Genomic DNA, 26081 nt, shown 5'->3' on the forward strand with positions numbered 1-26081 from the left:
GTGATCAGCCGTGCAGGGCGGCGATGGCGGAGGCGAGCGCCGCGGGGACGTCCTGCACCTGTGTGTGGTGACCGTCCCGTACGAGATGCCGGCCTGCCACGACCGTGTGCCGCACATCGGCGGCGGAGGCGGCGAATACGGCTGCTTCGGCTGCCAGCCGGGGCGCCGGCCCCGCTGTTCTGACGGAGTCCAGTGCGACGGTGGCGAAGTCGGCCGGCGCACCCGGTTCCAGCGTGCCCGCGTCGGGGCGGCCGAGTGCCGCGTGCCCGTCGGCGGAAGCGGCTCTGAGCAGGGACGTCGCCGTCCAGTGGCCGCGTACATGGGTGCGCAGGCGCTCGTTGAGCTCCATCGCCCTGGCTTCCTCGAAGAGGTCGATCACGGCGTGGCTGTCGCTGCCCAGCGAGAGCGGGGAGCCCGCCCGTTGGAGGGCGACGGCGGGCCCGATGCCGTCGGCGAGGTCGCGTTCGGTGGTGGGGCACATGCAGGTGCCTGTCGTGGAGCTGCCCAGCAGGGTGATGTCCTCGGCGGTGAGGTGCGTGTTGTGGATGCCGGTGGTGCGCGGGCCGAGGACCCCGTGGTCGGCGAGGAGCCGGGTGGGGGTGCGGCCGTGGGCGGCGAGACAGGCGTCGTTCTCGGCGGTCTGCTCGGAGAGATGGACGTGGAGGGGCGCTTCCCGCTCCTCGGCCCATGCCGCGACGGTGGCCAGCTGCCCGGCCGGGACGGCGCGCACGGAATGGATGGCGGCGCCGATCACCGTCCGGTCGTCGCCCTTGAGGAGGGAGGCGCGCTCGGCCCAGGCGTCGGCGGTGGTGTCGCTGAAGCGGAGCTGGTGCCGGTTGGGCTTCTCGCCGAATCCGGCGGCGAGGTAGGCGGTGTCCAGCAGGGTGATGCGGATGCCCGCCTCGGCCGCCGCCGCGATGAGGGCCTCACCCATCGCGTTCGGATTGTCGTAGGGCGTGCCGCCGGGCGCGTGGTGCAGGTAGTGGAACTCGCCCACGGCGGTGATACCGGCCAGGGCCATCTCGGCGTACGTGGCACGGGCCAGGTCGTAGTAGGTGTCGGGGGTGAGCCGGGAGGCCGCCCGGTACATCAGTTCGCGCCAGGTCCAGAAGGTGCCGGATCCGACCTGGACGGTCGAGCGCAGGGCCCGGTGGAAGGCGTGCGAGTGGGTGTTGGCCAGGCCCGGGAGGGTCAGGCCGCGCAGTGCGGTGGCGCCGGGCGGCGGTGTGTCGATGCCCGTACGGACACCGGCGATGCGCCCTGCGGCCACGTCCAGGGCGACGCCCGGCTCGACGTGGGTGCCGAGCCAGGCGTGGGACAGCCAGTAGGTGGCGGTGACCGGTGCGCCTGTGGGTTGCGTAGTCAGCTGCACGCGAGGCCTTCCAGTACGTCGGCGAGTGCGATCACCCCGGCCACGCAGTCGTCCTCGGCGGCGTGTTCGGCCGGCGAGTGCGAGATCCCGGTGGGGTTCCGTACGAACAGCATGGCGGTGGGCACCGAAGCGGACAAAATACCCGCATCGTGGCCCGCTCCGGTGCCGAGGACGGGGACGGTGCGTCCCGTGTCGTCCGGGCCTTGCTTGCCCAGCACCCGGCAGATCTCGTCGCGCAGGGCGTGCTGGAACTCCACGACGGGCGTGAACGACTCGCGTACGACGTCGAGGTCGATCCCGGCCCGCCCCGCGTGCTCCCGGGCGGCCCGCTCGATGCCGCCGACGACGGCGTCGAGGGTGGCCTGGTCGGCGGCCCGTGAGTCGAGCCAGCCGCGGACGAGGGAGGGGATCGCGTTGACCCCGTTCGGCTCGACGGCGATCTTTCCGAAGGTCGCGAGCCCTCCTGCGAGCTCGGCCTCGCGCCGGGCCGCCAGCACGGTCTCCGCGTACGTGAGCATCGGGTCGCGCCGGTCGACGAGCCGGGTGGTTCCGGCGTGGTTGGCCTCGCCCCGGAAGTCGAACCGCCACCGCCCGTGCGGCCAGATGGCGGAGGCGACACCGACCCGGTCACCGCTCAGGTCGAGTGCCCGCCCCTGTTCCACGTGGAGCTCGACGAACGCACCGATACGGGCGAGCCGTTCGGGGTCGGGCCCGATGGTGCCGGGGTCGTATCCGGCGGCCTCCATGGCCTGCGGCAGCGTGACACCGTCCCCGTCGCGGAGCTGGTGCGCCTTGTCGACGGTCAGCTGTCCGGCGGCGAGCCGGGATCCGGCGCAGGCCAGCCCGAAGCGGGCCCCTTCCTCGTCACCGAAGTTGGTGATGGCGAAAGGCTTGGTGAACTCCGCTCCCCTGCGGCGGAGTTCATCGAAGGCGGCGAAGGAGGAGACCACGCCGAGCGGCCCGTCGAAGGCGCCCCCGTCAGGCACGGAGTCGAGATGCGACCCCGTGACGACGGCATCCCCGGCGAGCGGATCGCCGAACCAGGCCCACTGGTTGCCGTTCCGGTCCACCTCGTAGGCGAGTCCGCGCGACTCGGCCTGTCCCCGGAACCACGCCCGGCACTCCGCATCGGCCCCGGTCCAGGCGTAACGCCGGTACCCGCCGCTGCCCGCGTGGCGGCCGATGGGCGCGAGGTCGCGCCACATCGACTGGAAGGACGGCTGAGCCGTCCGCTCGGGCGGCAGGGCGGAACCGGCGCCGGCGCCGGCAGCACCCGCACCCGCACCCGCACCCGCCAGTGAACCGCTCGCACCCGCCAGTGAACCGCTCGCACCCGCCGTCCGGGGGCCGCCCTGCGTCACGGCTGCTCGCCCTCCGCCATGGGAACCCGCACGCCCTTGTCCGAGGCGACCGACTCAGCGATGTCGTAACCGGCATCGACATGCCGGATGACCCCCATGCCGGGGTCATTGGTGAGCACCCGGCGGATCTTCTCGCCCGCCAGCTTCGTACCGTCGGCGACCGTGACCTGTCCCGCGTGGATGGATCGGCCCATGCCCACGCCACCGCCGTGGTGCAGGGACACCCAGGAGGCCCCCGACGCGACGTTGACCATGGCGTTCAGCAGCGGCCAGTCCGCGATCGCGTCGGAGCCGTCGAGCATCGCCTCGGTCTCGCGGTACGGAGAGGCGACCGATCCGCAGTCCAGGTGGTCGCGCCCGATGGCCAGCGGTGCGGCCAGCTCCCCGCTCGCCACCATGTCGTTGAACCGCTCACCGGCCTTGTCCCGCTCGCCGTATCCGAGCCAGCAGATCCGGGCCGGGAGCCCCTGGAAGTGGACGCGCTCGCCGGCCATCTTGATCCAGCGCTGCAGCGACTCGTTCTCCGGGAAGAGTTCGAGCATCGCCTTGTCCGTCTTGTGGATGTCGGAGGCCTCCCCCGACAGCGCCGCCCACCGGAACGGCCCCCTGCCCTCGCAGAAGAGCGGCCTGATGTACGCGGGCACGAACCCCGGGAAGTCGAAAGCCCGCCCGTAGCCTGCCAGTTGCGCCTCGCCACGGATCGAGTTGCCGTAGTCGAAGACCTCGGCACCGGCATCCATGAAGCCGACCATCGCCTCGACGTGCGCGGCCATCGACTCACGGGCGCGGCTGGTGAAGTCGGCGGGCTTCTCGGCGGCGTACGAGGCCATGTCGTCGAAGTCGACGCCGACCGGCAGATAGGCGAGCGGGTCGTGGGCGCTGGTCTGGTCGGTGACGATGTCGATCGGCGCGCCCTCGGCGAGCATGCGGGGCAGCAGCTCCGCGGCGTTGCCGAGGAGACCGATGGAGAGCGGTCGCCGTGCGTCCCGCGCCTCGACGGCCAGCCGGAGCGCGTGCTCCAGGCTGTCCGCCTTCACGTCCAGGAAGCGGTGCTCGATCCGGCGCTCGATGGCGCGCGGGTCGCAGTCGATGCAGATGGCGACGCCGTCGTTCATGGTCACGGCGAGCGGCTGGGCCCCGCCCATGCCGCCGAGCCCGGCCGTCAGCGTGATCGTCCCCGCAAGCGTGCCGTTGACGCCCTTGCCCACGGAACGCAGCTTCTCGGCGACGGCGGCGAACGTCTCGTACGTGCCCTGGAGGATGCCCTGCGTACCGATGTAGATCCAGGACCCCGCGGTCATCTGCCCGTACATGGTGAGCCCGAGGGCCTCCAGCCGGCGGAACTCCTCCCAGTTGGCCCAGTCGCCCACCAGGTTGGAGTTGGCGATCAGCACGCGCGGCGCCCACTCGTGGGTCTGCATGACGCCGACGGGCCGCCCGGACTGGACGAGCATCGTCTCGTCCTGCTTGAGCGTCCGCAGCGTGCGCACCATGGCGTCGTAGGACCGCCAGTCCCGGGCCGCCTTGCCCGTACCGCCGTAGACGACGAGCTTGTCCGGGTGCTCGGCCACCTCGGGGTCGAGGTTGTTCTGCAGCATGCGCAGGGCGGCTTCCTGCTGCCATCCCAGGGCACTCAGTTCCGTACCGCGCGGTGCCCGTACGGGGCGGGGTCCTGACATGGGGAATGCCTCCTCGCGACTGCGACGTCCGACCTGTGACTGTTCTATTCACATCCTGCGGGTCTGAATACTCTTAGTCAACAGGGAGCACCCGCCCCGTCCGGTCCGAGCGCCGGCTACCAGCCGCCGACCGCCGACCACCAGCCGTCGCCCACCAGCCGTCGACCGCCGACCGCCGACCGGATCGGGATCCCCGCCCGGGCCGACGCCGGCCGGGGCGGCAACCCCGCGCGGCCCCCGCCGCCCGGAACCCCTTTACACGGCAACCTGCATGTACCTATGGAAAATGCCAGAACTCCCACCTGCCGCAAGCACGTTGCGTAGCCTCTCCACTACAGCCGTACGACACGTCGGGAGGGGAGTCCGCGTTGCCCGGAATCGACGAGTGCTTGCTCGAAGTCATGAGGCTGCCCGGTGCCCGGGGCGCCGCGGTGGTCGACTGGACGAGCGGTCTCGCCCTCGGCACCATCGGCGACACGCCCGGCGGTGACCACGAGGCAACGGCCGCCGAGACGGCCGAGGTGGCGAGGATGGCGGCGGAGCAGCCGGTCTTCGCCCAGTCACGCCCGCAGGAGTTATCCACCCCGCCCGGACCGGCCGTCGAAGACGTCATCGTCACGACCCCGGTCGGCTACCACATCCTCCGTTTCGTCGAGACCGCATTCGACAGCAGCGTCTTCCTGCACCTCTGGCTGGACCGCGCGGAAGGCAACCTCGCCCTCGCCCGCATACGGCTCGGCGAGATCGCGGAGCGGCTGGTCCTGGCATGAGACCGACCGCCACCCGGCCGGACACCCCCGAACAGGCCGCCCCGTCCGTCCCCTCCCCCATGCTGGAGCGGCTCGCGGCCGAGCGCGCAACCGGCGCATTGATGCGCGACCGCGGCACCCTGTACCTCGCCGACGGCCAGATAGTCCACGCCGAAAGCCCCGCCACCCCCGGGATCGACGTCCTGCTCATCACCGGCGGCGCCCTGCGCACCGAGGGCTGGTGGGACGCGGTCGCCCAGGCGGGCGCCGGACAGCGGGTCGGCCGCTACCTCGTGGACAGCGGCCGGGTACCCGGCGGCGCACTGGAGCTGTGCCACCTGGGCGCGCTGTACGACGCGGCCTTCTTCGCCCTGGCCCCGACCCGCACCCCGGCCCGCTTCCGCTACGGGGTCTCCCACTGGATCGGCCCCGTCCACCCCGTACCCGTGGACGCCGTGCAGCGCGAGACGCTCCGGCGCCGGGAACTACTGGACCGGATCTGGCCGGACGCGCTCACCGACAGTGCCCCGCTCACCCCCGCGGCGCACCCCGTCGACGCCCCGGTCCCACCACGGCAGCGCCGGGTCCTGGACCTGGTGGACGGTGCGCGTACGGCCACGGACATCGCCCAGGAACTGGGCCGCTCGGCCTTCCACATCCTGGTCGACCTGCGCCGGCTCGCGGCGGCCGGACTGGTCGGCACGGCCCGCCGGACATCGGACCCGTCCGCTCCCGCGGCAGACCGGATCACGCTGCCCGAGGTCACGGCCGACCCCGACGTCGCCCTGCTGCGCCGGCTCAGAGACGCATTGGAGGCCCTGTGATTCGCGCGCTCAGACAGCGTGCCGGGAGGAGACAACTGATGGTGCCCGAGGCCGAAGTGCAGGATGTCCTCGACGAGCTCCAGCGGTTACGGGCCCGGGTTCCTCTCCTGTCCGGCGCGCTGGCGGCCAGTACCGACGGCCTGGTGCTGGCCCAGGACACCCCCGGTATCGAGGCCGAGGGCGTCGCCGCGCTGACCGCAGCCGCGCTCGGTGTGTCCATCCGGATGACCGATGCCACCGGCCGCGGCGGCTTCCGTGAACTCCTGGTGCGCGGCGAGACCGGCTACATCGCCACATACGCGGCAGGGGCCTCCGCCGTCCTCACCCTGCTGGCCGAGGACCGCATCAACGTCGGCCGGCTGCACCTGGAGGGACGCCGCGCGGGCGCCCGTATCGGTGAGGTGGTCGACGCCGCGCTGGCGCACGCCGACCGCCCCGCGCCCCCGGCGCGCGCCCCGCAGCCCCGCACACTCCCCCGCCGCCCCACACAAGACCCCAGCTGACACACACGGATCCGGCCCGCCGGGCCGGCCAGGGAAAGGAACGAGCACTCATGGCCAACACCGAAGCGTCACTGAAGGAAGCGATGACGTCGATCGAGGGCACCCTCGGCGTCGCACTCGTCGACTACACCAGCGGCATGGCACTCGGCACCCTCGGCGGTGGCAAGGACTTCAACCTGGATGTCGCTGCAGCAGGCAACACCGATGTCGTACGAGCCAAACTCCGCACCATGGAGCACCTGGGGATCAAGGAGGAGATCGAAGACATCCTGATCACCCTCAGCGGCCAGTACCACCTGATCCGCCTGCTCAAGACCCGTGGCAACAACGGCCTGTTCCTCTACCTGGTGCTGGACTCGGGCCGCGCCAACCTGGCGATGGCCCGCCACCAGCTGAAGAAGGTCGAAGCCGAACTGGAGGTCTGACTCCCCGGCCTCAGCGGCTGCGACGCCGTGCCCCTCCGGGCGCGGCGTCGCCCGCCGCGGACCCGGTCGTCCGGTACGCCTCCACCTGCTTGCCCGCGGGCCCGCCGCGCACCACCCGGTCGGTGCGCACCCAGTACAGGACGTCGTCCCGACGCTCCCGCCGCCCGATCCGCACGGCCTTGGCCCAGAGCCCGGCCCCGGACCCTGCGAGCACGAGCCCGCCGGCCACCGGCACGAGGAGTCCGCTCGCCGCGGCTGCCACGAACGCGCCGAACAGCCACCACCGGTGCTCCCGCCGCCAGTTCCGTACGGTCACGGCCCGGTCCTGCAGGAAGTCGCTCCGCCCGGCCCGCGTGGCCCCCTCGGCGAGCTCCGCGTACCGCCCCGTACGCAGCAGAGCCCCCACGGCCGCGGCCACGAGGAAGAGTGCCGCCCCGACGAGCAGCCCGACCCGCCGCCCGGCCGGTCCCGGTTCAAAAGCCCCGACTGCCGCCGCCGGCAGGCCGAGCCACCACAGAGGTGCCGCCCCGGCCCGCACGACCACGGCCACCCTCGCCAACGACTGCGCTCCGCGCCCCACGTCCGTACCCCTCTCCACGACTCCCTGTGGACCTTCCTGGGCGCGGAGATTAATGGGTACAGATGAGCGACAGCTGAGAATCGCCAAAAGGACGAGGACTGTCCGGAGATCCCTACTCGACGAACAGCCCCCGGGCAGCCGCCCGCGCGTCGAACTCCTCCAGCCGGGCCTGCGCCTCCGGCAGCCCGTCGCACATCGCCTCCAGCAGCACCCGGCCCAGCAGCATCGGCGCACAGGCGGTGTCGAAGGCGAGCCCGGTTCCGACGGCGGCCGGAATCAGCACATCGCTGTGCTTGGCCACCGGGGCGAAGGCCGAATCGGCCACGGTCACGACGGTCAGTCCCTGCGCCTGCGCATACGCGAGCGCGTCCACGACCTCTCTCGGATGCCGGGGCAGCGCGAAACACATCAGCGCAGTGGCTCCCGCCCGGCGGGCGGCATCGATCCGGTCGTGCAGCATGCTGCCGCCCTCGTCGAGCACCCGGACGTCCGGGTGCACCTTGGCGGCGAAGTACCCGAACCCCCGAGCCTGTGACGAGGCCGCCCGCAGCCCCAGCACGGGCAGCGGCCGCGATCCGGCCAGCAACCGGCCGGCCCGCTCCACCGGGCCCTGATCGGCGAGGAGTTCGGCCAGGTGCTGCAGGTTCTCGATCTCCGCCCGGACGGCCTGCTGGTACTCGTTGAGGGTCTCCTCCACGGCACCCCCGCCCGCCGCCGCGTCCGGTGCGACCTCTCTCAGATGCCTGCGGAGAGCCGGGTACCCGTCGAAGCCGAGTGCCACGGCGAACCGGGTGACCGACGGCTGACTGACCCCGGCCAGCTCGGCCAGCTCCACGCTGGACAGGAAGGGAGCATCGGCGGCCCGCCGCACCATGGAGTGGGCGATCCGCCGCTGGGTGGGCGTGAGCCGCTGCCCTTCGAAGAGCCGCTGCAACCGCGCAGCCGGGCTGCTCCCGCTCATGGTGGTCCCTCCAGGATCCGTCGCACCGCACGGCGCCGACGAATCCATTCAGCCAGCAAGCGGACTGTATGTCCATATACAGGACCGCCATCCGGTACGGCCGTCGAGCGGCACCTCAGGGCTTGCGTGCGACTCCGCCGACCATGGCCACCTCGTCCGGCAGGCCGTTCGTGTCCGCATCAGGACGCCACCGGTCGCACGACACCACGCCCGGGTCCAGGAGCCCGAGGCCGTCGAAGAACCGGATGCCCTGGTCAGGGGTGCGCCGGGTCAGCTTCGGGGTGCCGTGGTCGTTCAAGGACGCCACCGCCGCATCGTCATCCGCATCGCATCGCCGGATCCGTGAACGTTCGGCAGGTCAACGGGCAGCCCACATGGCCGAGTTGTCTCGCCCGAAAGTCAGAACACGACACGGGCAGCCACGAGTGCCGCCTTCGCTTCGTCGTCGCCGTCCAGCTCCAGCGGCCCGCGCGGAGGGCGGCCCGACACATGGCGGGCGAAGACGATCGCGTCCGCACGGAGCCTCGCCGCGGGGGTGCCGAGGCCGAGGAGGAGGCAGTTGCCGCCCGCGGGACCATGGAGGTCGATCTCCACCGCGGGACCGGTCCAGGCGAGCGCGAGGTCGAGCACCACCTGGTCCACGATCTCGCGGTCGTGCCCGTCCAGGAGCAGCTCGCCTCCCGTCGCGTCGCTGAGGTCCACCCGGTGCATCCAGGTGTCGCGGACGATGAGGACGCGGTTCAGGTAGTCCATCGAGTCGTCGGGAAGTGCCTTGGCCTCCGGGTAGAGCAGGCTGAGTCGCATCGTCCGGCGGACGGGCACGGGTACCCGGCGCAGTGCGCGCAGGCCCTGGGGGGCGTAGTGGGCGAGAGCGCCGATGAGCTCCCTGCCCGGCACGGCCCGCCTGTCCTCGATCTGGCGCTCGTTGTGACCGTCGAGCCGGCCCAGGTGCGGATGCGTCCGCCCCGCCTGCCGGATCCGCCGTACGGAGACCCAGGGCCTGGGCAGCTCCTCGTACTGGCCGACGATGTGGGCGAGCATGTCGCGGACCGTCCAGCCCGTGCAGGTCGTCGGACGCTGCCAGTCCTCGTCGGACAGCTCGCGGAAGGTGGAAAGTGTGGCGCGGAGCTCTGCCTCGTTGACCTCACGGGCCCGCATCTCGGAGGTGCGGGGGATGGTACGGGCGGAAGGCGTCGCGGTGGTCATGAACCGGCTCCCCTCTTCGCCCGGTCAACGCTACGCCGATGGCCCCGGCCCCGCCCGGCATGGGGTGAGCTGTTCCGCCCGGCACGGGAGCGGGCGGAAACAGGGGGGCTAACCCCACTGACCCGGGCGCCCGCGCTTCGTACCGTAGGACGCATGGAAGCCCGTGACTCCGAGCTCAAGCAAGAGCTCGACGCGACCCTGCAGGCCCGCAGCGAGCTGGGACCCGAATACGAGTCCGCACTCATCGACTCGTTCCTGGAGAAGGTCGAACAACGGCTCGACAACACCCTCGACCGGCGGGTGCGCCGGCATTTCGCCGAGCAGCAGATGGTGGTCGCCCGGGGCGGTACGCAGCCCGTCCGGACGAGCGGGACCTTCGGGGAGCGCTTCGGCTTCGGGGTCGTCTCGTTGGTACTGGCCATCCCGCTGTCGGCGATCGGCGTCGCGAATGCCGGGATCGACGGGCTCGTCGTGGCCTGGCTCGGGATCGTCGGCGTGAACGCGGTCCACGCCGCCCGTGGGTTGCCGTGGTTCCGGGACAAGCAGCGTGAGAGGGCCTCGTCCGACTGGGAGGCCTGAGGTCTGACGTCCGAGGACTGAGGTCCGACGGCTGCGGGGGCGAAGGCCGCCGGTCCGCGCGCATCCGCGTGCCGCAGGTCGCCGCGATCTCCGCGCATGGATATGTCGCGGGGACCGCCGCACCCCCGGTTTCCCGGAGGGCGGGACGACGGCGGTCCCCGCGAGGGACGCGCTCCCGGGTCAGGGCCGGGTATCGCGTCCTGGCGACGGTGGAGGTCCGGGAGCCGCTCCGTAGTCCGTGTCGCCGTATCTGGTGCCGGCGGGGTTTCCCCTGCCGACACCCACTACTGTGCCGGAGCCGTGTTAAGCCGGTGCTGCGCGCACGTGACGCGCTCGTACCGGTTTCGCGAAGCCCGGAAATCCGGCCTACGCCTTCGGGGTCGCGTCCTTTGCGAGAAACGCCAGCAGGTCCTGCCTGCTGACCACGCCCTTCGGCTTGCCCTCGACCAGCACGATCGCCGCGTCGGAGCCGTCCGCACCGCTGAGCGCGGCCATCAGGTCCTCGACCGGTTCACCGGAGCCGACCTGCGGCAGCGGGGCCGACATGTGCTTGTCCAGCGGGTCGCTGAGCGAGGCGCGCTGCGTGAACAGGGCGTCCAGGAGCTGTCGCTCGACGACGGAACCGATGATCTCGGCGGCCATCACGTCCGGGTGGCCCGCGCCCGGCTTCACGATCGGCATCTGGGACACGCCGTACTCACGGAGTACGTCGATGGCCTCGCCGACCGTCTCGTCCGGGTGCATGTGGACGAGCGAGGGAATCGGCCCCTCCTTGAAGTCGAGCACGGCACCGACCGGGGCGGAGGTGCCGGTGGCCTCCAGGAAGCCGTAGTCGGCCATCCACTCGTCGTTGAAGATCTTGCTCATGTAGCCGCGGCCGCTGTCCGGCAGCAGCACGACCACCACGTCGTCGGGGCCGAGCCGCCCGGCGACCTCCAGGGCCGCGACGACCGCCATGCCGCAGGAGCCGCCGACCAGCAGGCCCTCCTCCTTGGCGAGACGCCGGGTCATCTGGAAGGAGTCCTTGTCGGAGACCGCGACGATCTCGTCCGTGACCGTACGGTCGTAGGCGCTCGGCCAGAAGTCCTCGCCGACACCCTCGACCAGGTACGGGCGTCCCGATCCGCCGGAGTAGACGGAGCCCTCCGGGTCCGCGCCGATGACCTGCACGCGGTTCTCGCTGATCTCCTTGAGATAGCGGCCGGTGCCCGAGATCGTGCCGCCGGTGCCGACGCCCGCGACGAAGTGGGTGATCCGCCCGTCGGTCTGCTCCCAGAGCTCGGGACCCGTCGTCTCGTAGTGCGAGCGCGGGTTGTTCGGGTTGGAGTACTGGTCGGGCTTCCAGGCACCGGGCGTCTCGCGGACCAGGCGGTCGGAGACGTTGTAGTACGAGTCCGGGTGCTCGGGGTCAACGGCCGTCGGGCAGACGACGACTTCCGCGCCGTACGCCCGCATGACGTTGATCTTGTCCGTGGACACCTTGTCCGGGCACACGAAGATGCACTTGTAGCCCTTCTGCTGGGCGACGATGGCCAGGCCGACGCCCGTGTTTCCGCTGGTCGGCTCGACGATCGTGCCGCCGGGCTTGAGTTCACCGCTCTGCTCGGCGGCTTCGATCATGCGCAGCGCGATGCGGTCCTTCACCGACCCGCCGGGATTGAAGTACTCGACTTTGGCCAGGACCGTCGCCTGAATGCCTGCCGACACATTGCGCAGCCTCACCAGCGGGGTGTTGCCGACAAGACTGATCATCGAATCGTGGAATTGCACCGTGTACTCCGGGGTCTCCGAGATGGTCAAGCAAGACTATGCGTACGGGGAGGACATTGGACGAAGCGATTGGGCTACGCCCCGTTCGGGGCAGGTAGTGCTGTGTACAGCTGCACAGCAAGGAGGAGGTGGACCGGACTGTGTCGAGGGCGAGGGTGGCACGGCGGATCGCAGCGGGCGCGGCCTACGGCGGCGGAAGCGTCGGGCTGATCGGTGCGGCGACGGTGGGCCTGGTGCTGGCGGAGGTACAGCTGGCAAAAAGGCAGGTGGGCGGCGGTACGGCGCCGGTCCCGCCGAGTGCGAACGGACGGTACGGGGTGGCCTTCGCGGGCCCCACCGATCCGTTGCGGTTCGTGATGCTGGGTGACTCGACGGCGGCCGGGCAGGGGGTGCGCAGGGCCGGTCAGACGCCCGGGGCGCTGCTCGCGTCCGGGCTGGCGGCGGTGTCCGAGCGGCCGGTGGATCTGCGGAACGTGGCGTTGCCCGGGGCCCGCTCGGACGATCTGGACCGGCAGGTGTCGCTGGTCCTGGCCGATCCGGCGGGGGTGCCGGACGTCTGCGTGATCATGATCGGCGCGAACGATGTGACCCACCGGATGCCGGCGACGCAGTCGGTGCGCTGTCTCGGTACGGCCGTACGGAGGCTGCGCACGGCCGGCGCCGAGGTGGTCGTGGGCACATGCCCGGACCTGGGCACGATCGAGCCGGTCTACCAGCCGCTGCGGTGGCTGGCGCGACGGGTGAGCCGCCAGTTGGCGGCGGCCCAGACGATCGGCGCGGTGGAGCAGGGCGGGCGGACGGTGTCGCTGGGCGATCTGCTGGGGCCCGAGTTCGAGGCGAATCCGCGGGAGCTGTTCGGCCCCGACAACTACCACCCCTCGGCGGAGGGGTACGCGACGGCGGCGATGGCGATGCTGCCGACGCTGTGCGCGGTGCTGGGGCTGTGGCCGGAGTCCGACCATCTGGACGGGTCGCGGCGCGAGGACATCCTGCCGGTGGCGAAGGCGGCCTCCCAGGCGGCACGTGAGGCCGGTACGGAGGTCACGGGGGCCCGGGCGCCGTGGGCCCTGCTCAAGCACCGCCGGCGGCGGCGGCTGCCCGCGCACACGGAGCCGGCGAAGCGGCACGGCGCGGACGCCGCGGACGGCGGGCCGCCGTCCGGGTCCGGGTCGGGGGCCACGTGGCGGCCGGCGCGGGAGCGGCCCTGACGACACGGCGGTGAGGGGTGACCCGGAGGTGAGGACGGCCCGGCGGTGAGGGGTGGCCGTGCGGTGGTGCGGACCGGCGGTCCCGCACGGGAACAACCCGGGCGACTGAGCGGTTGCTTAGAAAAGAGGTCCGCATCACACAGCCTGTTGGGTGACCTCAGCTATACGTCCGGGTAACTTCCAAGTCAGCCCAGTCTTCCAGCCCTCATGGAGCCGCGTGATGCCCGAAGCCGTGATCGTTTCCGCCGCCCGCTCGCCCATCGGCCGGGCCTTCAAGGGGTCCCTCAAGGACCTGCGCGCGGACGACCTGACCGCCACCATCATCCAGACCGCGCTGGCCAAGGTCCCCGAGCTGGACCCCAGGGACATCGACGACCTGATGCTCGGCTGCGGCCTCCCCGGCGGCGAGCAGGGCAACAACCTGGGCCGCATCATCGCCGTGCAGATGGGGATGGACCACCTCCCCGGCTGTACGGTCACCCGCTACTGCTCGTCCTCGCTGCAGACCAGCCGCATGGCGCTGCACGCCATCAAGGCCGGCGAGGGCGACGTCTTCATCTCCGCCGGTGTCGAGATGGTGTCCCGCTTCGTCAAGGGCAACTCCGACAGCATCCCGGACACGCACAACCCCTTCTTCGCCGAGGCCGAGGCCCGTACGGCCGCCCGCGCCGAGGAGACCGGTGCGAGCTGGACCGACCCGCGCGAGGACGGCATCGTCCCGGACGCGTACATCTCCATGGGGCAGACCGCGGAGAACCTGGCCCGGACCAAGGGCGTCACGCGCCAGGACATGGACGAGTTCGGCGTCCGGTCGCAGAACCTCGCCGAGGCAGCCATCAAGAACGGCTTCTGGGAGCGCGAGATCACGCCGGTGACGACGCCGGACGGCACGGTCGTCTCGCAGGACGACGGCCCGCGCGCGGGCGTCTCCCTGGAGGGCGTACAGGGCCTGAAGCCGGTGTTCCGCCCCGACGGACTCGTCACCGCGGCCAACTGCTGCCCCCTCAACGACGGCGCCGCCGCACTCGTGATCATGTCCGACACCAAGGCACGCGAGCTCGGCCTGACCCCGCTGGCCCGGATCGTCTCGACCGGCGTCTCCGGCCTGTCCCCCGAGATCATGGGCTACGGACCGGTCGAGGCCAGCAAGCAGGCGCTGAAGCGCGCCGGCCTGACCATCGACGACATCGACCTGGCCGAGATCAACGAGGCGTTCGCCGCCCAGGTCATCCCCTCCTACCGGGACCTCGGCCTGCCGCTGGACAAGGTCAACGTCAACGGTGGCGCGATCGCCGTCGGCCACCCCTTCGGCATGACCGGCGCCCGGATCACCGGCACGCTGATCAACAGCCTCCAGTTCCACGACAAGCAGTTCGGCCTGGAGACCATGTGCGTGGGCGGTGGCCAGGGCATGGCCATGGTCATCGAGCGCCTCAGCTAGACCCGGGCCCCAGGGCCCGGAGACCGCTCCGCCCTCCCTCGGAGGGACGGTTCCGAACCCGGCCGAGCCCCGAACGTGACCGAATCTCCCCCAGGATGTGATCTGCGCCCTGGGGGAGAGTCGTTTTCGCAGGTCACACCAGCCACAGGACTAAACATCAGGCCCAAAGACCTGTCCAATTCGTGACGTAATGCACTGACAGCAGGCACGAGTACAGGACAAGCTGATGTAGGAAGTCGGGGGTGTCGATAGAAACCGGGAGTATGTCAGTGAGCGCCATGTCATTTGCCCTGTTGCTGACCACCGCCGCTGCCACGGCTGTCGGCGCCGCTGCTCTGCACGCTGCTCACGGGCTGCGCAAGCAGGTCGCGGCACTGCGGACGGAGCTGGCGGAGGGACGGAGGCTCAGCGCGTCCGTGCCCGAACAGCAGAACCGGAGTGCCGCCGCCTCCGCCGAGGAGATACGCACCGCGGTCGCCGACGCACTCGCCGAGGAGCGGGAGCGTGAACTGGCCGAAGCCCGTGCCTTCTGGGCCGCCCAGGAGGCACGCGACGCCGCCGACGCACCGTCACTGCTGGGCGGGCTCGCCGGGCTGGGCGAGGACGCCCCGTTCTTCATGCCCCGCCAGGCCGATTTCGCCGGCCTCGAGGCGATGGACCTCGAAGCCACCGAGGCCATGGAGGAGCTGATCGAGCTGACCGATCTGCCCGAGGTCGCCGAGGTCTCCGAATTCATGGAGTTCGCCGAGGACTCTCCCGAGCTGGCAGCGGCACGTCGCCGCCACCCCTCACACCCGGACTTCGTCCCGGTGCAGACACCGGTTGTCACTGACCATGAGCGTACCGTGAACCGCCTGGAGCGGCTCGCCGACACCGGTACCGAGCTCACCGACGTCCGCCCCGGCCCGCTCGGCACGCTCGACGTCTACGTCTTCGCCGACGGCACCACGCTCTGCATGACCCCCGGCCACCGCGAGACCGCCGAGCGGCTCTCCGATTCGCTGCGCGCCGGCGAGCAGCCGGTGCTGCTGGGTGGTTCGGGAGTCAGCGGCGCCTACGCACTGACGTTCTCGTGCGGCAAGGAGAACGTCTACATCCTCGCCGACCGCGTCATCGCCTCGTTCTAGTACGCGGCACGCATGCCTGCTCCGGCCCGCGCGGGCTCAGGAGAACGCCCGCGCCGCCGCCGCATCGACGAATCGCACGGCCTCGTCCAGCTCCGCGGACGAGGCCGTATCCAGTGCCACCGCCAGATCGCGGCCCGCGACGGCGAGCTGGTCACCGACCGCGAACATCCCGGCGTCCGGCATGATGCGCGGCTCCCGGTCCGGCGCCTCGGCGCGCTGGGCCCGTGCGGTCAGCTCCCTGGCCGTGGCCAGGGCCCCGGCGGCCGCACCGCGCTGCAGCCGGCTCTGCGGGGCGCTGCGCAGACGGTCGGCGAATCGGTCCACGGCGGTGATCAGGGGCGTCGTATCGAGCACGCCGTGACCCTACGCGCCCCCGCAGGATGGTTGCCAACGGGCCGATGGTCGGGCACGGTGTCGGGAAGGACCAGCAACGCGCACTGCGTCGGAGGCGCCGATGTCTCAAGTCTTCTCCGAAGAAACCCACCGCAACCTGCTCTCACGGATCCCTCATTGCACCGGTCGTGACATCGCCGACTGGCTTCGCACCGTCGATGACGGCCCCTCTCTCTTCCGTTTCGAGGAGAAGGTCAGCTGGCTGCGGAGCGAACACGACCTCACCTACGGCCATGCCAAAGCGATCATCCACGAGTACGACCTGAGGCGGGCAGCCAGAAGGCTCCTGTGACCCCGCAGCACCCCCGGCAACAGACGGAACGGCCCGCAGGCAGTGCCTGCGGGCCGTTCCGTCTGTTCGTCCCAAGGAGATCCCCAGGGATCCTGCGGGTCAGTCGTTCCCGTTGAGGATGGAGAGCAGACGCAGCATCTCCAGGTAGATCCACACCAGGGTCAGGGTGAGGCCGAAGGCCGCCAGCCAGGACTCCTCGCGCGGCGCTCCGAAGTTGATGCCGTCCTCGACCTGCTTGAAGTCCAGGGCGAGGAAGCACGCACCGAGGATGATGCCGATGACTCCGAAGAGGATGCCGAGGCCGCCGCTGCGGAAGCCCAGGCCGTCACCGCCGCCGAACACGGAGAACAGCAGGTTGACCATCATCAGGAGCACGAAGCCCACGGCCGCTGCCATCACGAAGCCGTAGAAGCGGCGGGTGACGCGGATCCAGCGCATCTTGTACGCGATGAGGACACCGGCGAAGACACACATGGTGCCCATCACCGCCTGCATCACCGTGCCGGGGCTGATGTAGGTGCTGACCGTGCTGGAGATCACTCCGAGGAAGACACCCTCGAAGGCCGCGTAGGCGAGGATCAGCGCCGGGGAGGCCTTGCGCTTGAAGGCCTGGACCATCGCCAGGACGAACGCCACGAGTGCGGCGCCGATGGCGATGCCGTAGGACTTGCCGAGGTTGGCCTCGTCGACCGGCAGAAGGGCCCAGGAGAGCGCGGCGGTGAGCACCACGGTGCCCAGCGTCATCGCCGTGCGCGTGACGACGTCGTCGATCGTCATCACGCCGGAGCGCGCCGGCGCCTGAGGGGCGCCGTACTGGGTGTCCTGCTGGGCGTAGGGGTTCGTGGCGTACGGGTTCGCGGCGGTGCCCTGCGCGTACGGATTGGCACCCGCTGCGGGGGCCCCGGCCTGCGGTGCCGCGTTGAAGCCCGCGGTGCCGTTGTCGCGGCTGAAGCCCCGTCGCGAGAAGACCGGGTTGCTGCTCCTCATTTCACTCCTCCATGGCCACCCTGCGTGGCCTTGTCACAAGAGTAATGGGTAGGCAAAACAATGACCCTAGTGCCAGAGGAGGATCTTTGAGAGAAGTTGACCACTGAAGTACTGTGCGCTCGATCGGGCCCCACCGACTGTGCGGTGGTGCCCGGAGCCGGACTCGAACCGGCACGCCCCCGAGGAGGCAGCGAGGTTTAAGCTCGCCGTGTCTGCATTCCACCACCCGGGCGTGGGCGCGCGGCTCCGCGTTGGCACAAGACCCTATCCGGGGGCTTCCCTCGAACAGCGGAACAGCGGCTCGATGTTGTCTTATTTTATTGACCGTTTGAGGGTGCGTCAGACGGTGCGTACAGCATCAGCACATGCCCGGACGGGGTAACGGGCGCGAAGCCCCGCAAACCGGAATGACGGAAACTCGCCGCACCCCGACGGCCGAGCAGCCACGGCCGCGCCACCGAACGCCGGGGCATCGCCACCTCAGGGCGCGACGGCGTCGTTGACGCACCTCAGGACCGGCCCGGACCCCAGCGCCTCCGGGTCCTTCAGGACCGCACCGGTGACATGGAACACCGCACTCTCGCCGGGCAGCAGAGTGACGAGCATGTCGTCCACCTCGGCCGCCGGATCCAGCCGGTCGGGGAAGAGGGCGAGGTCGCGCAGGAGCGTCCGCGCCGTCACCGTGACCCGGTACCCGATACCCGACTCGTCACCCTGTGTGACCGAGACGTCGTACCGTGCCGGCGGCAGCGCGACCCGGGTGTCCTCCTCGTAGAACTCGACCGCTCTCGCCTCGCCCAGCCTTGCCACCAGCACCTCGCGGGTGCTGTCCCCGGGCAGGGCGACGGACGGCGGGAGGGGTACGCGGGTGACGCCGCGCGCGGCGGTGCTCACCGCGATCTCCTCCTCGGCCAGGACCGCCCCGTCGAGCCCGTGCCGGGTCAGGCGCAGGTTCCCCTCCCAGACGCGGGCCGAGTCGTTGACCAGGTGCAGGGCGCCGTCCCGTACGGCCAGCAGACGGTCCGCGTACACCTTGCGCAGCGCGTACCAGAGGGGCTTGCGGCGGCCGTCGCCGTCCACGGCGGCCCAGGACACGACCGGCCAGCAGTCGTTGAGCTGCCACACGATCGAGCCCGCGCAGTACGGGGTGTGCGAGCGGAAGTGCGTGATGCCGAAGGCGACGGCGCGGGCCTGGTTCAGCTGCGTGAGCCAGTGCCAGTCGTCGAAGCCGGACGGCTGCGGGAGGTGGTCGCCCAGGCCGCGCAGCAGCTTCGCACCGCCGTCCTGCGCCTTCTGGTGGTGGGCGACCAGCGGGGCGTCCGGGGAGAGCGGGCCGCTGACGGCCCGGCGCAGGGTGGCGTACGCGGGCGGGCCCTGGAAGCCGAACTCGGCGACGAAGCGGTGGGCGGTGTCGGCGTAGTGGCGGTAGTCGACGCGGTTCCAGACCTCCCAGAGGTGGACCGTGCCCAGGGCGGGGTCGTTCGGGGGAAGCTCCGGAGAGCCCGAGTAGGGCGACCCCGGCCAGTACGGGCGGGTGGGGTCGGTCTCGGCGCACAGGGCCGGCAGCAGCTCGTGGTAGTACCCGTGCCCCCAGGTCCGGCCCTGGAGCTCGTCCTGCCAGCCCCAGTCGGCGTGGCCCTCCAGGTTCTCGTTGTTGCCGCACCACAGGACCAGGGAGGGGTGCGGGGCGAGCCGGACGAGGTTCTCGCGGACCTCGGCGGCCACCTCGTCGTACAGCGGCTGCTCCTCGGGGTAGGCGGCGCAGGCGAACGGGAAGTCCTGCCAGACCAGCAGCCCCTTCTCGTCGGCCAGCTCGTAGAAGTCGTCGCTCTCGTAGAGGCCGCCGCCCCAGACCCGGACGAGGTTGACGCCCGCGGCGATCGCCTGGTCGAAGCGGTCGGAGATCCGCTGCCGGGTGACGCGGGACGGGAAGCAGTCGTCGGGGATCCAGTTCACCCCGCGTACGAAGAGGGGCTCGTCGTTGACGGAGAGGCGGAACGCCTCACGCTCCAGGGTCACGCCCCGGAAGCCGGTCCTGCCGGTCCAGGCGTGGTCGCCGAGGCGGACGGTGACGTCGTACAGCGGCTGCTCGCCGTGGCTGTGCGGCCACCAGCGCCCGGCCCCGGGGACGGGCAGGGTGACGGCCGCCCGGTCCTCTCCCGCGGCGACGGTGAGCACGGCCCGTTCGCCGGCCACCTCCACCGACGCCTCCAGCGGCCCGTCCCCGGCCCGGTCGACGTCGAGGGTGAGCGCGAGGCGCGGCACCCCGTCGCCGTCCAGGTCGGCGAGCACCTTCACGCCGGCGATGCGCGGGCCCGTCCAGGACTCCAGCGCGACCGGGCGCCAGATGCCGGAGGTGACCAGCGTCGGCCCCCAGTCCCAGCCGAAGTTGCAGGCCATCTTGCGGATGAAGGCGTACGGCTCCGTGTACGCGCCCGGCCGGTCGCCGAGCTTGTCGCGCAGGGCCTCGGCGTACGTGTACGGGGCGGTGAAGCGTACGTCGAGGGTGTTGGCGCCCTCGCGCAGCAGCCGCCGGACGGGGAAGCGGTAGCTGCGGTGCTGGTTGGCGGTGCTGCCGGCCTCGGTGCCGTTGACGAGGACGGTGGCGACGGTGTCGAGGCCGTCGAAGCACAGATCGGTGGACGTGTGCTCGTCGGCGGACCAGTCGAAGGTGGTGCGGTACGTCCAGTCGGTGCGGCCGATCCAGCCCAGTCCGGTCTCGTTGTCGTCCAGATAGGGGTCGTCGATCAGCCCGGCGGCCATCAGGTCGGTGTGGACGCAGCCGGGGACGGCCGCCGGAACGCCTCCTGCGGGGAGCCCCACGGGCACGGGGCCGTCGGCGTGAAGCGTCCAGCCTTCGTGCAGGGGCAGGTGGCGCAGGGTCACGTGAGGGTCCTTCCGCAGTCGGGGAGCCCGGCGCAGGCGACGAAGTGGCCCGGTTCGGTCTCGTACAGGTCGTCACCGGACGCCGGGCCCTCGTGGTAGGCGCAGATCTCCACGGGGACGGCAGACGTCCAGGGCTGGTTGAGGCGGGGCACGGCGGCCAGGAGGGTGCGGGTGTAGGGGTGCAGGGGGTTGCCGAAGACCTTCTGCGTGTCGCCGCGTTCGACGACACGGCCGCTGCGGAGCACCACGGTCTTCTCGGCCAGATAGGTGCCGAGCGAGAGGTCGTGGGTGATGTAGAGGACGCCGAGGCCGCGTTCCTTGAGGCCGGCGAGGAGGTTGAGCACGTCGATGCGGGTGGAGGCGTCGAGCATGCTGGTGATCTCGTCGGCGACCAGGAAGCGCAGGTCCAGAAGGAGCGCGCGGGCGATGAGCAGGCGCTGCAGCTGCCCGCCGCTGAGCTGGTGCGGGTAGCGGCCCAGCACCTGCCCGGGGTCCAGGCGGACGTCCCGTACCGCCTTCTCCACGCGGTCCGCCCACTCCTTGCCGGAGACGCCCGGGTGGTAGGCCTGGCGGACGAGCGCGAAGACGCGGTCGGCCTTGAAGACGGGGTTGTAGCAGCTGAAGGGGTCCTGGAAGACCCCCTGGACGCGGCGGTAGAAGTCCTTGCCGGGCTTGACCTGCTCGCCGTCCAGGGTGAGGCTGCCGCCGCTGACCCGGGTGAGGCCCAGGACCATGCGGCCGATGGTGGACTTGCCGCTGCCGCTCTCGCCGATGAGCGAGACCAGTTCGCCGGGTGCCGCTTCGAAGGAGACCCGGTCCACGGCGGTCACCGAACCACCGCCGAAGGCGCCGGCCCGGAAGGTCTTGGTGACACGGTCGAGGGTCAGCATCAGGCCGCCTTCCAGCATGCGACGGTGTGGCGGGGGGCGACCTCGACGACCGGTGGCTCCTCTGCGCACCCGCTGTCGGCGAGCGGGCAGCGGTCACGGAAGCGGCAGCCGGCCGGCGGGTTCAGCAGGGAGGGCGGGGATCCCTCGATGCCGCTGAGCGGCTTGTCCTTGTACCGGGCGCCCACCTGGGGCAGCGAGCCGATCAGCATCTTGGTGTACGGGTGGCGGGGCTCGGTCGTCAGGGCCTTCGTGGGCGCCTTCTCGGCGAGCTTGCCCGCGTACATCACCATGATCGAGTCGGCGATGTGCGAGGTCAGTCCGAGGTCGTGGGTCACGAAGATCATGCTGGTGACCAGCCCCTTGTCGCGGAGCCCGGTGAGGGCCCCGACGACGGCCTGCTGGTTGGAGACGTCCAGCGCCGAGGTGACCTCGTCGGCGATCAGGACCGAGGGGTCCAGGAGCGTGGAGATCACCATGACGGCGCGCTGCTTCATGCCGCCGGAGAGCTCGATCGGGTAGCGGTCCAGGACGTCGGGCTCCAGGCCCACGAGGGCCAGCCGGCGGTGCAGTTCGCCGGTGTCGACGCTGACGCCCCGCGAGGCGAGGAGCTCGCGGATCATGCGGCCGATGCGGCGGGTCGGGTTCAGCGCGCTCATCGAGTACTGGGGGACGAGCGAGACCTTGTGGAAGCGGTAGGCGTTCATCGCGCGGTCGTCGGACAGCGGCAGTTCGTCGCCGTCCAGGGTGACGGTGCCGCCCGCGTGCCGCATCCGGCCGTCGAGCCGGATCAGGGACTTGCCGAGGGTGGTCTTGCCGCAGCCGGACTCGCCGGCCAGGCCCAGGATCTCGCCGTCCGCCAGGTCGAAGCTGACACCGTCCAGGGCCCGGACCTCGCCACGCAGCGTGCGGTAGTGGACCCGCAGGTCGTTGACGGTCAGGGTCATGCGTTCACGACTCCCTCAGCTTCGGGTTGAAGACCTCGTCGAGGCCGACGTTGGCGACGTAGAGCGCGCCGACGATCGCGGTGATCCCGGCGCCCGGCGGAATGAACCACCACCACATGCCGAGTTGGAGCGCGCTCCACTGCTGGGCGCTCTGCAGCATCAGGCCGAGCGAGACGCCCTCGGTCGGGCCGAGCCCGATGAAGTCCAGCGAGGAGGCGATGAGGATGGACCCGCCGAAGAGCAGGATGAACATCATGAAGAGGTACGAGCTCATGTTGGGCGCGATCTCACGGAAGACGATCCGCCAGGTGCCGCTCCCGCTGAGCCGGGCGAGGTCCACGAACTCCCGGGTGCGCAGCGAGAACGTCTGCGCCCGGATCGCCCGGGCCGCCCAGGGCCACGAGGTGAGGCCGATGAACAGGCCCTGTACGGCGACGCTGCGCACCCCCATGTAGGCGTTGATGATGAGCAGGACCGCGAGGGCCGGTATCACCAGGACGACGTTGGTGAGCATGTTCAGGACCTCGTCGACGAGGCCGCCCCGGTAGCCGGCGAGGAAGCCGACGAGCATGGCGATGACGGCGGCTATCGCACCCCCGACGACACCGACCAGGAACGTGGCGCGGAGCCCGTGCACGAACTGCGCGTACACGTCCTGGCCGAAGGTGGTGGTGCCCATCCAGTACGTGCCGTCGGGTGCGGAGGCCTGGGGGCCGACGTACTCGTTGGGGTTGCCGTTGTCGAGCAGCATCGGTCCGAAGAGGCCCACGGCGAGCAGTACCGCGACGACGACGGCGCCGATGATCAGCTTCGGGTTGCGCACCGCGTAGTGCAGCCACTCGCTGCCGGGCCCGGCAGCGGGCGGCTCCGCCGTCACGGCGGTCTCGGGTACCGGTTCGGGCAGTGTGCTCATGAGGTGCCTCCTGCCATGCCCGTACGGGTGCGGGGATCGACGACGACGTACACGATGTCGATGAGGAAGTTGGCGATGAGTACGCCGATGACGATGAACAGGAACGCGCCCTGCAGCAGGAAGAAGTCCTGGTTCTGGATGGAGGCGAGGATCAGTGAGCCGAGCCCCGGGTAGGCGAAGACGATCTCGGTGACGAGTGCTCCGGCGACCAGGACGCCCAACTGGAGTGCGAGGCCGGTGACCTGGGGCAGCACGGCGTTGCGGAAGGCATAGCGGCGGATGAGGCGCTGCGGTGCGCCGAGGGCCGCCAGATAGGAGGAGTAGTCGGACTCCAGCTCGTAGATGATCATGTTGCGCATGCCGATGGCCCAGCCGCCGAGCGCGACCAGGAAGAGCGAGAGGAACGGCAGCACCCAGTGGTGCAGCGCGTCCAGGACGAAATCGGCGTTCCAGCCTGGCTGGATGTCCAGGCTGTAACCGCCCGACAGGGGGAACCAGCCGGCCTTCGCACCGAGCGCCCAGGCGAGGATGACGGCGATCCACATGTACGGCATCGCGGTCAGCAGGTAGCCGGCCGGCAGGACGGTGTTGTCGAGGACCTTGCGGCGGGCGGAGAGCGCGCCGATCCAGTTGCCGACGAACCAGCTGAGCAGCACCGACGGGATCATCAGGGCGAGGGTGTACGGGAGCGCGTCGAGCAGGACGTCGCCGACGGGCGTGGGGAAGACCCAGATGGAGATGCCGAAGTCGCCCTGGAACAGGGCTCCCCAGAAGTGCAGGTACTGCTGCCACAGCGGCTCGTCGAAGCCGAACAGGTTGTTGTAGTACGTGCGCATCGCCTCGGCGGCCTCGGGCTGCGAGACCCTGGCGCGGGCCACCATGGCCGCCACCGGGTCACCGGGCATGAAGCGCGGGATCATCCAGTTGACGGTGACGGCGACGACGAAGGTCAGTGCGTAGACAAGAAGTTTGCGTGCGAAGTAGCGGCGCAAGGGTGCTCCCCTGGTGGAGAGCCCCGCCGTGCGCTCACCGGTCAGGTGGGCGCGCGCACGGCGGGGCGGTCATCGAGTCAGAACTGCCGTGTCACTTGGCGGGCTTCAGCTGGGTGAGCGTCTCGAAGCCGCCCAGCTCCAGCCAGTTGCGCCAGAGCGCCGGTGCCGTCTTGGGGGCTCCGGCGGCGTCCGACGGCCAGTTCTTCCAGGTCCCGGAGGTGGACTGCGACCAGAGGCCGTTGTACCAGAGCGGGATGACGGGCATCTCGGTGAGCTGGATGTCCTGGATCTTGGAGACTGCGGTCTTCATGCCGGCGACGTCATCGGTCTTGACCCCGCCGAGCTCCTGCACCAGTTTCCAGGCCTCCGCGTTCTCGTACCGCCCGAAGTTCACCGTGTTCTGCTGCTTCTGGACGGGCAACTGGAAAATGTAGTCGTAGTACGTCCACGGGGTGCTGGACAGCTGACGCTCGTTGTTGATGACGAGGTCGAAGTCGCCCTTGCCGCGCTGCTCGTTGAGCGCGTTCTGGTCGGGGAACTCCGTGCTGACCTGGATGCCCGCCTCCTTGGCGCCGGCGGCGATGACCTTGGCCGCCTCCATCCAGTCGGTCCAGCCGGAGGGCACGGCCAGCTTCAGGCTGAGGGCGGAGCCGTCCTTGTTCTCGACGAGGCCGTCACCGTTCTTGTCCTTGTAGCCGGCGTCGGCGAGTTCCTTCTTCGCGGCGGCGACGTCGTGCGTGAAGCCCTTCTCGGCGATGAGGGCCTTGTCCTCGAACTGGTCCCACTGCGGCAGGAGACCGGTGGGGCTGGCGGGCTTGACCAGGTCTCCGTACACCCCCTTGACGATCTTCCCGGTGTCGACCGACGCGGCCAGCGCCCTGCGGAAGGCGGCGTCGTTCATCGGCTTCTTGGTGGTGTTGGGCACCAGCCAGGCGGTGTTGGCCGAGAGCATGTACGGCGCCTTGTCGTAGTACGACACGACCTTCTTGCTCTTGATCAGCGAGGACGCTCCGGGCAGGAAGTTGTTGCTGAGGTCCAGCTGGCCCTGGCCCAGCTGGCCGATGACCACTTCGTTGCTCGGGTTGGAGACGTCGACGATGTAGCGGGGTGCGGGCGTCATGCTCAGCGCCTTGGTGCCCCACCAGTCCTCGCGCCGCTCCCACACGACCCGGTCCTGGGACTTGCTCTTGAGCTTGTACGCGCCCGTGCCGACCGGCTTGTCGTTGACGCCGTTGAGGATGTCCTCGTCGGTGCGCGAGCTCCAGACGTGCTCGGGGACGATCGGCTGGCCGTAGAGGGTGAAGTCCCACTCCTGGTAGCGGGCCTCCTTGAAGGTGAAGCGGACGGTCGTCGCGTCCACCGCCTTCGCGTCGGAGAGCCAGCTCCACAGCGAGTGGAAGGAGGAGGCCTCGATCTTGCCGAGACCGTAGGAGTACGCCACGTCCTTGGCGGTCAGCGGCTTGCCGTCGGCCCAGGTGATGCCCTGCCGCAGCTTCACGTCGTACGTCTTGTCATCGGTCCAGCTGCCCGACTCCGCGAGCCAGGGCGTCAGCTTGCCCTCGTTGGGGTCGAAGTGGAACAGCGTCTCGTAGACCAGGCCCTTGGTGCCGGTCGCGTGGTCCCAGTTGCGCAGCGGGTTGTAGTTGGCCGGCGGCCCCCACTGGGTGCCGGTCGTGTACAGCGTCTCGTTGCGCGGCAGTGCGCCGCCCTTGCCGGCGGGCCCGGTGGAGCCGCCCGACGACGAACCGCCCCCCGTGCACGCGGTCGCGGCGAGTCCGAACACGGCGAGTGCGACGGTGATCCGCACCCGGGTACGCGTACCCATAGCCCCTCCTTTTCCCCGCCGTCCCTGCCGAGCGGAGTTACTGAACCGGGTAAGTGCCGTGAAGGTATGGGGGCCCCTGAGCCGTGTCAAGGGTGCGGGAGCGCTCCCATTGCAGTTTTTTCGGGCGATTGCCGAGGGGTCTAGACCGGGGAGCGGAAGACACAGGTCAGGGGG

General features: G+C 70.6%; 24 protein-coding genes, 1 tRNA gene and 1 pseudogene. 9 read left to right on the plus strand and 17 right to left on the minus strand.

What is annotated here, in order from left to right:
- Positions 1–4 precede the first annotated feature (4 nt).
- The 3 genes from ABZS61_RS09460 to hutU all read right to left on the minus strand — a co-directional run bounded on the left by ABZS61_RS09460 (position 5) and on the right by hutU (position 4412).
- The gene (locus tag ABZS61_RS09460; RefSeq protein WP_356417582.1) at positions 5–1372 is read right to left on the minus strand and encodes a formimidoylglutamate deiminase; all 1368 of its coding nucleotides are present in this window, start codon (positions 1370–1372) and stop codon (positions 5–7) included.
- Positions 1363–2577: an allantoate amidohydrolase gene (locus tag ABZS61_RS09465; RefSeq protein WP_356417833.1), complete on the minus strand. Its 1215-nt coding sequence runs from the start codon at positions 2575–2577 to the stop codon at positions 1363–1365. Before ABZS61_RS09465 ends, ABZS61_RS09460 begins: the two co-directional genes overlap by 10 nt.
- A gap of 152 nt (positions 2578–2729) precedes the next feature.
- Positions 2730–4412: a urocanate hydratase gene (gene hutU / locus ABZS61_RS09470; protein WP_356417583.1), complete on the minus strand. Its 1683-nt coding sequence runs from the start codon at positions 4410–4412 to the stop codon at positions 2730–2732.
- A 368-nt stretch (positions 4413–4780) separates the two neighbouring features.
- Between hutU and ABZS61_RS09475 the strand changes: the two genes are divergently transcribed.
- The 4 genes from ABZS61_RS09475 to ABZS61_RS09490 are packed head-to-tail and all read left to right on the plus strand — an operon-like array spanning position 4781 to position 6913.
- On the plus strand, positions 4781–5182 hold the full coding sequence (locus ABZS61_RS09475; protein WP_356417584.1) for a hypothetical protein: 402 nt from the start codon (positions 4781–4783) through the stop codon (positions 5180–5182).
- Positions 5179–5985, plus strand: a complete 807-nt coding sequence (locus ABZS61_RS09480) for a transcriptional regulator (RefSeq protein WP_356417585.1) — start codon at positions 5179–5181, stop codon at positions 5983–5985. Before ABZS61_RS09475 ends, ABZS61_RS09480 begins: the two co-directional genes overlap by 4 nt.
- Before the next feature lie 38 nt (positions 5986–6023).
- The gene (locus tag ABZS61_RS09485; protein WP_356417586.1) at positions 6024–6488 is read left to right on the plus strand and encodes a roadblock/LC7 domain-containing protein; all 465 of its coding nucleotides are present in this window, start codon (positions 6024–6026) and stop codon (positions 6486–6488) included.
- Between the two features lie 50 nt (positions 6489–6538).
- Positions 6539–6913, plus strand: a complete 375-nt coding sequence (locus tag ABZS61_RS09490) for a hypothetical protein (RefSeq protein ID WP_356417587.1) — start codon at positions 6539–6541, stop codon at positions 6911–6913.
- Between the two features lie 10 nt (positions 6914–6923).
- On the opposite strand, the gene ABZS61_RS09495 is transcribed toward ABZS61_RS09490, so the two are convergent.
- The 4 genes and pseudogenes from ABZS61_RS09495 to ABZS61_RS09510 form a co-directional block, all read right to left on the minus strand.
- The gene (locus ABZS61_RS09495) at positions 6924–7463 is read right to left on the minus strand and encodes a hypothetical protein (RefSeq protein ID WP_356417834.1); all 540 of its coding nucleotides are present in this window, start codon (positions 7461–7463) and stop codon (positions 6924–6926) included.
- A gap of 142 nt (positions 7464–7605) precedes the next feature.
- Positions 7606–8454, minus strand: a complete 849-nt coding sequence (locus ABZS61_RS09500) for a MurR/RpiR family transcriptional regulator (protein ID WP_356417588.1) — start codon at positions 8452–8454, stop codon at positions 7606–7608.
- Between the two features lie 115 nt (positions 8455–8569).
- Positions 8570–8776: pseudogene (locus tag ABZS61_RS09505) on the minus strand (SAM-dependent methyltransferase); the annotation flags it as partial.
- A 77-nt stretch (positions 8777–8853) separates the two neighbouring features.
- On the minus strand, positions 8854–9660 hold the full coding sequence (locus ABZS61_RS09510) for a maleylpyruvate isomerase family mycothiol-dependent enzyme (protein ID WP_356417589.1): 807 nt from the start codon (positions 9658–9660) through the stop codon (positions 8854–8856).
- Positions 9661–9813: 153 nt separating this feature from the next.
- Between ABZS61_RS09510 and ABZS61_RS09515 the strand changes: the two genes are divergently transcribed.
- Positions 9814–10239, plus strand: a complete 426-nt coding sequence (locus ABZS61_RS09515) for a hypothetical protein (protein ID WP_356417590.1) — start codon at positions 9814–9816, stop codon at positions 10237–10239.
- A gap of 366 nt (positions 10240–10605) precedes the next feature.
- On the opposite strand, the gene ABZS61_RS09520 is transcribed toward ABZS61_RS09515, so the two are convergent.
- The gene (locus tag ABZS61_RS09520) at positions 10606–12009 is read right to left on the minus strand and encodes a cystathionine beta-synthase (RefSeq protein ID WP_356417835.1); all 1404 of its coding nucleotides are present in this window, start codon (positions 12007–12009) and stop codon (positions 10606–10608) included.
- Between the two features lie 155 nt (positions 12010–12164).
- Between ABZS61_RS09520 and ABZS61_RS09525 the strand changes: the two genes are divergently transcribed.
- The 3 genes from ABZS61_RS09525 to ABZS61_RS09535 all read left to right on the plus strand — a co-directional run bounded on the left by ABZS61_RS09525 (position 12165) and on the right by ABZS61_RS09535 (position 15785).
- A complete protein-coding gene (locus tag ABZS61_RS09525; RefSeq protein WP_356417836.1) occupies positions 12165–13217 on the plus strand; it encodes an SGNH/GDSL hydrolase family protein in 1053 nt (350 codons plus the stop codon).
- 220 nt (positions 13218–13437) lie between these two features.
- Positions 13438–14658: an acetyl-CoA C-acetyltransferase gene (locus ABZS61_RS09530; RefSeq protein ID WP_351171890.1), complete on the plus strand. Its 1221-nt coding sequence runs from the start codon at positions 13438–13440 to the stop codon at positions 14656–14658.
- A gap of 278 nt (positions 14659–14936) precedes the next feature.
- Complete coding sequence (locus ABZS61_RS09535) at positions 14937–15785, plus strand: hypothetical protein (RefSeq protein ID WP_356417591.1); 849 nt, start codon at positions 14937–14939, stop codon at positions 15783–15785.
- 36 nt (positions 15786–15821) lie between these two features.
- Here ABZS61_RS09535 and ABZS61_RS09540 read toward each other — a convergent pair whose 3' ends face one another.
- Positions 15822–16139 carry a hypothetical protein gene (locus ABZS61_RS09540; protein WP_356417592.1) on the minus strand — a complete coding sequence of 106 codons (318 nt, stop codon included), beginning with the start codon at positions 16137–16139 and terminating at the stop codon, positions 15822–15824.
- A 100-nt stretch (positions 16140–16239) separates the two neighbouring features.
- On the opposite strand from ABZS61_RS09540, the gene ABZS61_RS09545 reads away from it, so the two are divergent.
- Complete coding sequence (locus tag ABZS61_RS09545) at positions 16240–16470, plus strand: DUF4287 domain-containing protein (RefSeq protein ID WP_356417593.1); 231 nt, start codon at positions 16240–16242, stop codon at positions 16468–16470.
- Between the two features lie 99 nt (positions 16471–16569).
- Here the strand turns inward: ABZS61_RS09545 and ABZS61_RS09550 are convergent, their stop codons facing one another.
- The 8 genes from ABZS61_RS09550 to ABZS61_RS09585 form a co-directional block, all read right to left on the minus strand.
- Positions 16570–17457, minus strand: a complete 888-nt coding sequence (locus ABZS61_RS09550) for a Bax inhibitor-1/YccA family protein (RefSeq protein WP_356417594.1) — start codon at positions 17455–17457, stop codon at positions 16570–16572.
- 145 nt (positions 17458–17602) lie between these two features.
- Positions 17603–17689 (minus strand) — tRNA-Leu (locus ABZS61_RS09555).
- 248 nt (positions 17690–17937) lie between these two features.
- Positions 17938–20343, minus strand: a complete 2406-nt coding sequence (locus tag ABZS61_RS09560) for a glycoside hydrolase family 2 protein (protein ID WP_356417595.1) — start codon at positions 20341–20343, stop codon at positions 17938–17940.
- A complete protein-coding gene (locus tag ABZS61_RS09565) occupies positions 20340–21233 on the minus strand; it encodes an ATP-binding cassette domain-containing protein (protein WP_356417596.1) in 894 nt (297 codons plus the stop codon). Before ABZS61_RS09565 ends, ABZS61_RS09560 begins: the two co-directional genes overlap by 4 nt.
- The gene (locus ABZS61_RS09570; protein WP_356417597.1) at positions 21233–22177 is read right to left on the minus strand and encodes an ABC transporter ATP-binding protein; all 945 of its coding nucleotides are present in this window, start codon (positions 22175–22177) and stop codon (positions 21233–21235) included. The genes ABZS61_RS09565 and ABZS61_RS09570 overlap by 1 nt, the downstream gene beginning before the upstream one ends.
- Before the next feature lie 4 nt (positions 22178–22181).
- Entirely contained in the window at positions 22182–23090 is a 909-nt protein-coding gene (locus ABZS61_RS09575) for an ABC transporter permease (RefSeq protein ID WP_356417598.1), read from the minus strand.
- Positions 23087–24082 (minus strand): ABC transporter permease, encoded by a 996-nt coding sequence (locus tag ABZS61_RS09580; protein WP_356417599.1) that lies wholly within the window; start codon positions 24080–24082, stop codon positions 23087–23089. The genes ABZS61_RS09575 and ABZS61_RS09580 overlap by 4 nt, the downstream gene beginning before the upstream one ends.
- A 91-nt stretch (positions 24083–24173) precedes the next feature.
- The gene (locus ABZS61_RS09585; RefSeq protein WP_356417600.1) at positions 24174–25907 is read right to left on the minus strand and encodes an ABC transporter substrate-binding protein; all 1734 of its coding nucleotides are present in this window, start codon (positions 25905–25907) and stop codon (positions 24174–24176) included.
- Between the last annotated feature and the right edge of the window lie 174 nt (positions 25908–26081).

The sequence above is a fragment of the Streptomyces sp. NPDC005566 genome (assembly GCF_040605575.1).
Classification (GTDB): domain Bacteria; phylum Actinomycetota; class Actinomycetes; order Streptomycetales; family Streptomycetaceae; genus Streptomyces.

Coding starts and splice junctions, on each gene's coding strand:
- ABZS61_RS09465 (WP_356417833.1), bottom strand. CDS start 2,577: ATGTGGCGCGACCTCGCGCCCATCGGCCGCCACGCGGGCAGCGGCGGG.
- hutU (WP_356417583.1), bottom strand. CDS start 4,412: ATGTCAGGACCCCGCCCCGTACGGGCACCGCGCGGTACGGAACTGAGT.
- ABZS61_RS09480 (WP_356417585.1), top strand. CDS start 5,179: ATGAGACCGACCGCCACCCGGCCGGACACCCCCGAACAGGCCGCCCCG.
- ABZS61_RS09485 (WP_356417586.1), top strand. CDS start 6,024: ATGGTGCCCGAGGCCGAAGTGCAGGATGTCCTCGACGAGCTCCAGCGG.
- ABZS61_RS09490 (WP_356417587.1), top strand. CDS start 6,539: ATGGCCAACACCGAAGCGTCACTGAAGGAAGCGATGACGTCGATCGAG.
- ABZS61_RS09500 (WP_356417588.1), bottom strand. CDS start 8,454: ATGAGCGGGAGCAGCCCGGCTGCGCGGTTGCAGCGGCTCTTCGAAGGG.
- ABZS61_RS09510 (WP_356417589.1), bottom strand. CDS start 9,660: ATGACCACCGCGACGCCTTCCGCCCGTACCATCCCCCGCACCTCCGAG.
- ABZS61_RS09515 (WP_356417590.1), top strand. CDS start 9,814: ATGGAAGCCCGTGACTCCGAGCTCAAGCAAGAGCTCGACGCGACCCTG.
- ABZS61_RS09530 (WP_351171890.1), top strand. CDS start 13,438: ATGCCCGAAGCCGTGATCGTTTCCGCCGCCCGCTCGCCCATCGGCCGG.
- ABZS61_RS09535 (WP_356417591.1), top strand. CDS start 14,937: ATGTCATTTGCCCTGTTGCTGACCACCGCCGCTGCCACGGCTGTCGGC.
- ABZS61_RS09545 (WP_356417593.1), top strand. CDS start 16,240: ATGTCTCAAGTCTTCTCCGAAGAAACCCACCGCAACCTGCTCTCACGG.
- ABZS61_RS09550 (WP_356417594.1), bottom strand. CDS start 17,457: ATGAGGAGCAGCAACCCGGTCTTCTCGCGACGGGGCTTCAGCCGCGAC.
- ABZS61_RS09565 (WP_356417596.1), bottom strand. CDS start 21,233: ATGCTGACCCTCGACCGTGTCACCAAGACCTTCCGGGCCGGCGCCTTC.
- ABZS61_RS09570 (WP_356417597.1), bottom strand. CDS start 22,177: ATGACCCTGACCGTCAACGACCTGCGGGTCCACTACCGCACGCTGCGT.
- ABZS61_RS09575 (WP_356417598.1), bottom strand. CDS start 23,090: ATGAGCACACTGCCCGAACCGGTACCCGAGACCGCCGTGACGGCGGAG.
- ABZS61_RS09585 (WP_356417600.1), bottom strand. CDS start 25,907: ATGGGTACGCGTACCCGGGTGCGGATCACCGTCGCACTCGCCGTGTTC.